This is a genomic window from Streptomyces sp. CO7, assembly GCF_053474865.1.
In genome coordinates, this window is sequence record NZ_JBRIOU010000003.1 from 64,689 (window position 1) to 72,292 (window position 7,604).

At 75.0% G+C, this 7,604-nt stretch carries 6 protein-coding genes, 1 pseudogene and 1 riboswitch; of the genes and pseudogenes, 4 read left to right on the forward strand and 3 right to left on the reverse strand.

The genetic code is table 11. From position 1 onward, the window contains the following. The 3 genes and pseudogenes from ACOV8S_RS10165 to ACOV8S_RS10175 form a co-directional block, all read right to left on the reverse strand. Positions 1-1,080: pseudogene (locus tag ACOV8S_RS10165) on the reverse strand (CbiQ family ECF transporter T component); the annotation flags it as partial. 13 nt (positions 1,081-1,093) lie between these two features. Further along, positions 1,094-1,777 carry an SCO2322 family protein gene (locus ACOV8S_RS10170; protein WP_448317466.1) on the reverse strand — a complete coding sequence of 228 codons (684 nt, stop codon included), beginning with the start codon at positions 1,775-1,777 and terminating at the stop codon, positions 1,094-1,096. Then, positions 1,774-3,003 (reverse strand): prenyltransferase/squalene oxidase repeat-containing protein, encoded by a 1,230-nt coding sequence (locus tag ACOV8S_RS10175; protein ID WP_448317467.1) that lies wholly within the window; start codon positions 3,001-3,003, stop codon positions 1,774-1,776. The genes ACOV8S_RS10170 and ACOV8S_RS10175 overlap by 4 nt, the downstream gene beginning before the upstream one ends. Positions 3,004-3,143: 140 nt before the next feature. Beyond that, positions 3,144-3,217, reverse strand: a riboswitch (cobalamin riboswitch). Positions 3,218-3,427: 210 nt separating this feature from the next. On the opposite strand from ACOV8S_RS10175, the gene ACOV8S_RS10180 reads away from it, so the two are divergent. The 4 genes from ACOV8S_RS10180 (at position 3,428) to ACOV8S_RS10195 (ending at position 7,602) form a co-directional block, all read left to right on the forward strand. Beyond that, positions 3,428-4,120 carry a phosphotransferase gene (locus ACOV8S_RS10180; RefSeq protein ID WP_448317468.1) on the forward strand — a complete coding sequence of 231 codons (693 nt, stop codon included), beginning with the start codon at positions 3,428-3,430 and terminating at the stop codon, positions 4,118-4,120. A 268-nt stretch (positions 4,121-4,388) separates the two neighbouring features. Further along, positions 4,389-5,729, forward strand: coding sequence for a glycosyltransferase family 4 protein (locus ACOV8S_RS10185; RefSeq protein WP_448317893.1), 1,341 nt, complete (start codon positions 4,389-4,391; stop codon positions 5,727-5,729). Beyond that, entirely contained in the window at positions 5,723-6,517 is a 795-nt protein-coding gene (locus ACOV8S_RS10190) for a methyltransferase domain-containing protein (protein ID WP_448317469.1), read from the forward strand. Before ACOV8S_RS10185 ends, ACOV8S_RS10190 begins: the two co-directional genes overlap by 7 nt. Then, positions 6,514-7,602, forward strand: a complete 1,089-nt coding sequence (locus ACOV8S_RS10195) for a prenyltransferase (protein ID WP_448317470.1) — start codon at positions 6,514-6,516, stop codon at positions 7,600-7,602. The genes ACOV8S_RS10190 and ACOV8S_RS10195 overlap by 4 nt, the downstream gene beginning before the upstream one ends. Positions 7,603-7,604: the final 2 nt, after the last annotated feature.

Genomic DNA, 7,604 nt, shown 5'->3' on the forward strand with positions numbered 1-7,604 from the left:
ACCCCGCCGCGGCCGCCCGCCCGGCGCTGGCCTTCCCGGGCCGTTCCCTGACGTACGGGGAGCTCGCCGGCGAGGCCGGGGCGGTGGCGGTCCGCGTCGGGGGCCGGGCGCGGCACGCGAGCGGCCGGATCGCGGTGTGGGCGACGCCGGAGCCGGAGACCAGCCAGGCGCGTGCGCCCCACCGCTCGGGCCGGTAGCGGGTGCGCGGGGTGCGGCGGCCGCCCAGCCACAGCCCGGCCAGTGCGGCCGCGATCCCGGCCAGCAGCAGCGGCAGCCCGTACACCCCGCCGACCGCGCTCAGCAGGCCGTACGACCCGGCGGCGACGCCGAGCAGCCCGCCCAGGGTGAGCGCCGCCGTGACGCGGCGCTCGGCGACGGGCACGGCGGCGGTGCGGCCGTAGCCGCGCGCGTCCATCGCGGCGGCCAGCGCCACCGAACGGTCCAGCGCGCCCTCCAGCACCGGCAGGCCGACCTGGAGCAGGCCCCGCACGCCCCGGTCCGGCCTCCCGCGCAGCCGCCGGGCGGCGCGCAGCCGCAGCACGTCGCCGATCAGGTGCGGCGCGAAGGTCGTCGCGACGACCACCGCCACCCCCACCTCGTAGAGCGCCGCCGGCAGCGCCTTCAGCAGCCGCGAGGGGTCCGCGAGGGCGTTCGCCGCGCCCACGCAGACCAGCAGGGTGGCCAGGCGCAGGCCGTCGTACAGGGAGAACAGCACCTCCTCGAGGTGCACCGGGCCGCCCAGGCGCATCCCCTGCGCCCAGTCGGGCAGCGGCACCTCGGGAAGGCGGAACAGCAGGTGGGTTCCGGGGATCGCGGTGCCGAACACCAGGAGAACACCAGCCGGATCCCCAGCACCAGCAGACCCAGCTTGACGAACGCGCCGTACGAACGGGCCCAGGGGGCGTTCGAGCGGCAGGCCATGACCACGTAGGCGCTGACCCCGATCAGCAGGGCCAGCAGCAGCGGGTTGCGGGTGCGCGAGGCGGCGACGCCCAGGCCCAGCGCCCACACCCACCAGGCGCCCGGGTGGAGCGCGGAGGCGCGGGCTCTGGCGGCGTCCCGGTTCGCGGTCACGGTCATCGCTGTCGTCCCGTCATCCCCGCCTGCGGCGGGCCTGCCAGACGGCCGCACCGCCCAGGACGAGCACGGCGCCCGCGCCCGCCCACAGGCCGAGCGACGGGCCCGGCTCGGAGGCCTCGGCGGCACCGGAGTCGGTACCCGAGTCGGCGTCGGTTTCGCCGGCGGCCTCGTCGGAGCGGTCGGCGGTGGCGACCTGCTCGCCGCAGCCCTGGCGCGGGTAGCCCTCGATGGCGCACAGCATGGCGCTGCTGTCGTAGCGCAGCGGCGCGGCCACGGCAGCCAGCGCGTCCGCGGCGGAGGCGTCCTCGGCCACGCTCGCGCAGGCGGTGCGGCCCGCGGGCGGCTTCTCGCCGCCGGGCGCGTCCGTCGCGGTGCCGAAGTCGATCACCAGGGCGATCCGCTTGCGGCCGTCCCGCTCGGGGGTGTTCTCGCAGATCTCCGCGAACGGCTTCGTGTCGCGCGGGGTGGCCGCGTCGGCGGAGTCCTCGCTCACCGAGAAGCGGAAGCCCTGCGTGGACCCGTCCTGCGGGCGCAGCGTGGCCGGGCCCTGGGTGGCGTACGCCCACTTCTGCCCGTCGAGCTCCCAGTAGGACCAGTACCGGTACCCGGCCGCCTGGGCCGTGCCCGCGCCCTGCGTGAGCAGGGCGCAGGTCAGCGGCGCCAGGACGGCCGCGGCGAGGGTGCGCGGAAGCCTCACGGCCGCCGCTTCCGGACCGTCAGCAGCACAGCCGCTGCCGCCAGGAGGACCAGCACGGCGCCGCCGGCCCACCACACGGCGGGGGAGACACCGGCGTCGACCCGCTTGCCCGGTTCGGCGGAGTCCTCGGCCTTGACGGCCTGCGGGGCGGGTCCGGTGGCGTTCAGTTGCTTCACCAGGTCCTGTCCGCCGAAGTCGCGCGGGTCCTCGCCCGCCGCCCTGGCGGCCAGGATCAGCTGGGCGTAGGCGGCGGGGCCGGTCTGCTTCGCCCAGGCGACGCCGTTGTCCCGCAGGTGGGCGACCGCCTTCTCGGCCTGGTCGGCGTGGCCGGTGGAGGCCAGCGCGATCACCGCGTCGGCGGTGTTGCCGAGGTCGGGCTGCGGGTCGGCGCCGGGCAGCACGGAGGTGAGGTGACCGTCCTTCGTCAGCGGGCCTGCCAGGTAGGCCGCGCCGTTCTCGGCGGCCTGCTCCGGCGTCGTCGCCTCGGCGCACTCCGCGGCGGATCCGGCCGGCTTCATCGGCTTCCCGCCGAGACCCGCGCCCAGCGAGCCCAGCACCGCGGCGGCGGTGGCGTCCGCGTTGGCGAGCAGCTTGCCGGACTTGTCGGGCTGGTAGGCGAAGGCGCCCGCGTCCTTGCCCTTGCAGGGCAGCGCGAAGGTCAGCAGCGCGTCCAGGGGCGACTTGCCGCCCTTGACGGTCTCGGCCGGCTTCCTGCCCGCGGCGACGAGCGCGCCGGTCACCACGGAGGTGGAGTTGGCGTCGGAGGGGGTGCCGGGGTTGTAGCCCCAGCCGCCGTCCTCGTTCTGCACGGAGACCAGCCAGTCGACGGCCTTGCCGACGACGTCGTCGTGCCCGCCGAGCGCGGCCAGCGCCTGCACCGCGGCGGCGGTGCTGTTGCTGTCCACCATGGTCTTCGGGTCGCAGGCCTTCGACGGGTCCGGGCGGAACGCGGCGAACGAGCCGTCGGCGCACTGCTGTCCGGTCAGCCACCCGACGGCCTCGGCGGAGGGCTTCAGCCTGACCGTGTCCTGGGCCAGCAGGGTCAGCGACTGGCGCCAGACACCGTCGTAGGTGGGGTCGGTGGAGCCGTGGAGACCGGCGGGTATCTCCGGGGGCGCGGACGGCGACGCGGCGGGCGCCGGGTCGTCGGCGAAGGCGGCCGGGGCCGCTGCGGCACCGAGTACGGCGGCAGCGGCCAGGACCGCTGCGGCGCGGCGAACGTTCATGATCGGCGGAGTGCCTCTCCCTGTGGGGGAGCCAGGCAGCGACGGGCGCGGGGTGCGGGCCCGGCGGCTCGGCTCCGTATACCTCGACGGTGCCGGCCACCGACGGGAGCCGGCGGCCATGAGCCGGTCACGGTCGGTCGGGGCATTCCGGCTCGCCACCGTCCTGCGGCGGCTCACGGTTGCGGGTCAGCGCCGGATTTGCACCGGCTTCCCCCCGAACGGGTGTGATGACGACCGGGCCACTCTACCGGCACGCCCCGGCACCGACAGGGGCGCGGTACCGGCCGGAACCGTGCCCTCCGCGCCCCGCCCCGCCCCCGCGGCCGGCTCCGCCTCGATACACGGGCATATATCCGGCCATGACGGCCAGGACCAGGGCCGAGGGGCCCTCGACCTGCGGCGGCGGTACGGCTAGATTCCGGGAATGGTGCTGATCGGAGTCGGCCGAACCGCCGACGTGTACGTGCTCGACGAACGGTGGGTCCTGCGCAGGTACCGCGACGCCGCCGTCGGGGACACGGAGGCCGAGAGCGCCCTGATGGCCCACCTCCACGCGTGCGGCTACCCCGTCCCCCTGGTGCGCCCCCGCGACGAGCACGCCGCCCGCACCGACCTGGTGCTGGAGCGGCTGGACGGGCCGACCCTGGCGGGCGCGCTGTTCGCCGGCCTGATCACGCCGCAGGAGGCGGGCACCCTGCTCGCCCTGCTGCTCACCCGGCTGCACCGGGTGCCGCCGCGCACCGCGCAGGACCAGGACCCCGGCAACCGGATCCTGCACCTCGACCTGCACCCCGAGAACGTCGTCCTCACCTCCGCCGGCCCTCGCGTCATCGACTGGGCCAACGCCGCCGAGGGCCATCCCGGCCTCGACTGGGCAATGACCTCGGTGATCATCGCCCAGTACGGAGCCACCGCCGGGGGCGGGGCCGCCGGGCTCGCCCAAGAGGTGCTGGCCGCGCTGCTGTCCGACCCCGGGGCCGGGCACCTCACGCCGTCGTCGCTGGCACAGGCGCTGCGGCGCCGCGCGGCCGACCCGACCATGACGCAGCGTGAGATCGCCGCGCTCGGCCAGGCCGGGGCCCGCGTCCGCGAGGTCACCGGACTGCGCGCTGCCTAGAGCGCCGCGCGGGCGGACGGGAGCCGGCCGGAACCGGACATCTCCCCATGTCAGCAAGGACGTCGGTGCGCCCGCGCCGTGGCGAGCATCACCTGGCAGACTTTCCCCCGTCCGGCTACCAGCGGGTAGATTCGGACAGTCTCTTTTGTGATCACGGGTGATGACCGGTGATCGCGAGTGATCATCCGAGACTTGTTGCCGGTAGCCGCCGCGACGTAACCTCGCGGGACAGTTCAGGAGAAGGGGGCCGTACGTGACCGCTGAGGCCATGGCCGCCGACGGTCAGCCGGCTCTGCGCATCGCGCTCCTCACCTACAAGGGCAACCCGTTCTGCGGCGGACAGGGCGTCTACGTGCGCCACCTCTCGCGCGAACTCGCCCGGCTGGGCCACAGCGTCGAGGTGATCGGCTCCCAGCCCTACCCGGTCCTCGACGAGGGCGAGGACCTCGCCGGGCTCTCCCTCACCGAGCTGCCCAGCCTCGACCTGTACCGCCAGCCCGACCCGTTCCGCACCCCGCGCCGCGAGGAGTTCCGGGACTGGGTCGACGCGCTGGAGGTCGCCACCATGTGGACCGGCGGCTTCCCCGAGCCGCTCACCTTCTCGCTGCGCGCCCGCCGCCTGCTGCGCGCCCGCCGCGGCGACTTCGACGTCGTCCACGACAACCAGACCCTCGGCTACGGCCAGCTCGGCGACCTCGGCGCGGCCCTGGTGACCACCGTCCACCACCCCATCACCGTCGACCGGCAGCTCGACCTCGACGCCGCCGACGGCTGGAAGCGCCGCCTGTCGGTGCGCCGCTGGTACGGCTTCACCCGGATGCAGAAGCGCGTCGCCCGCCGCCTGTCCTCGGTGCTCACCGTCTCCGGCAGCTCCCGGCAGGAGATCGTCGACCACCTCGGAGTGCGCCCCGAGCGGGTCCACGTGGTGCACATCGGCGCCGACGCCGACCTGTTCTCGCCCGACCCGTCCGTCGCCAAGGTCCCCGGCCGGATCGTCACCACCTCCAGCGCCGACGTCCCGCTCAAGGGCCTGGTCTTCCTCGTCGAGGCCCTCGCCAAGCTGCGCACCGAACAGCCGCACGCCCACCTGGTCGTGGTCGGCAAGCGGGCCGAGGACGGGCCCGTCGCCCAGGCCATCGAGCGCTACGGCCTCGAGGACGCCGTCGCGTTCGTCAAGGGCATCAGCGACGCCGAACTCGTCGATCTGGTCCGCTCCGCCGAGGTCGCCTGCGTGCCCTCGCTGTACGAGGGCTTCTCGCTGCCCGCCGCCGAGGCCATGGCCACCGGCACGCCGCTGGTCGCCACCACCGGCGGCGCCATCCCCGAGGTCGCCGGCCCCGACGGCGAGACCTGCCTGGCCGTGCCGCCCGGCGACCCCGGCGCGCTGGCTGCCGCCCTCGGCCGCCTCCTCGACGACCCCGCGCTGCGGGCCCGCCTCGGCGCCGCCGGCCGCGCCCGCGTGCTGGAGCACTTCACCTGGAAGCGCGCCGCCGAGGGCACCGTCGCCCACTACCGCGAGGCCGTCGCACGCCGGCGGACGGGCCGCGCCGCGCCCGTCACCCCAACCCCGACCACCGGCCACTACCGCGAAAGCAGGACCCCGTGCTGACCGTCGACTTCTCCCGGTTCCCGCTCGCCCCGGGCGACCGTGTCCTGGACCTCGGCTGCGGAGGAGGCCGGCACGCCTTCGAGTGCTACAAGCGAGGCGCCCAGGTGGTCGCCCTCGACCGCAACGGCGAGGAGATCCGCGAGGTCGCCAAGTGGTTCGCCGCCATGAAGGAGGCCGGTGAGGCCCCGGCCGGCGCCACCGCCACCGCCATGGAGGGCGACGCGCTCAACCTGCCCTTCCCCGACGCCTCGTTCGACGTCGTCATCATCTCCGAGGTGATGGAGCACATCCCCGACGACAAGGGCGTCCTCGCCGAGATGGTCCGCGTCCTCAAGCCGGGCGGCCGCATCGCCGTCACCGTGCCGCGGTACGGGCCGGAGAAGGTCTGCTGGGCGCTCTCCGACGCCTACCACGAGGTCGAGGGCGGCCACATCCGCATCTACCGGGCGCACGAGCTGCTCGCCAAGATGCGCGAGGCCGGCCTGCGCCCCTACGGCTCCCACCACGCGCACGCGCTGCACTCGCCCTACTGGTGGCTCAAGTGCGCCTTCGGAGTGGACAACGACAAGGCGCTGCCGGTGCGGGCGTACCACAAGCTGCTGGTGTGGGACATCATGAAGAAGCCGCTGGCCACCCGGGTCGCCGAGCGCGCCCTCAACCCGGTCATGGGCAAGAGCTTCGTGGCGTACGCGACCAAGCCGCACCTGCCGACCGCGGCCGCCGGAGTCGCCGGGGCCGCCGCCGACGCCGCCGGGGCCGACGAGCCCGCCGGGGCTGACGCGAAGTGACCACCCCGCGTACCGAGCACCTCGTCCTTCCCGGGGTGCTCACCGCCGAGCAGGCCGCCACCACCGTGCGCGGCCTGCTCGCCGTGCAGCGCGAGGACGGAGCCATCCCCTGGTTCCGCGGCCACCACCTCGACCCGTGGGACCACACCGAGGCCGCCATGGCCCTCGACGCGGCCGGCGAGCACGAGGCCGCCGAACGCGCCTACCTGTGGCTCGCCCGGCACCAGAACCAGGACGGCTCCTGGTACGCCGCCTACGCCGACGGCGCCCACGACGAGGTCACCGACCGGTCCCGGGAGTCCAACTTCGTCGCCTACGTGGCGGTCGGCGTCTGGCACCACTACCTGTCCACCGGCGACGACACCTTCCTCGACCGGATGTGGCCGGTCGTCCACGCCGCCGTGGAGTTCGTGCTGCGGCTGCAGCAGAGCGGCGGACAGATCGGCTGGAAGCGCGAGGACGACGGCACGGCGGTGAACGACGCGCTGCTGACCGGCAGTTCGTCCATCCACCACGCGCTGCGGTGCGCGCTGGCGGTCGCCGAGCAGATGGAGGAGCCGCAGCCCGACTGGGAGCTCGCGGTGGGCGCGCTGCGGCACGCCGTCCGCCTCCACCCCGAGCGGTTCCTCGACAAGAACCGCTACTCCATGGACTGGTACTACCCGGTCCTCGGCGGGGCGATGGAGGGCGTCGAGGCGCGGGAGCGGATCGCCTCGCGCTGGGACGAGTTCGTCGTCCCCGGGCTCGGGGTGCGCTGCGTCGTCCCCAACCCGTGGGTCACGGGGGGCGAGTCCTGCGAACTCGCGCTCGCACTGTGGGCGGCGGGGGAGTCCGACCGGGCGCTGGAGATCCTCCAGTGGGTGCAGCACCTGCGGGACGAGGAGTCCGGGCTGTACTGGACCGGGCTGGTCTTCGAGGACGGCGCCATATGGCCCCAGGAGCTGACCAGTTGGACCGCGGGGTCGCTGCTGCTGGCCGTCGCGGCGCTGGGCGGTCACGAGGCGACCTGCGCCGTCTTCGGCGGCGACCGCCTCCCCCGGGGCCTCGACCCCGACTGCTGCGACAGCGCCACCGACCCCGTCTGACG

Excerpts from the sequence above, each read along its gene's own strand:
- ACOV8S_RS10175 (WP_448317467.1), bottom strand. The coding sequence starts at position 3,003 with ATGAACGTTCGCCGCGCCGCAGCGGTCCTGGCCGCTGCCGCCGTACTC.
- ACOV8S_RS10180 (WP_448317468.1), top strand. The coding sequence starts at position 3,428 with ATGGTGCTGATCGGAGTCGGCCGAACCGCCGACGTGTACGTGCTCGAC.
- ACOV8S_RS10185 (WP_448317893.1), top strand. The coding sequence starts at position 4,389 with ATGGCCGCCGACGGTCAGCCGGCTCTGCGCATCGCGCTCCTCACCTAC.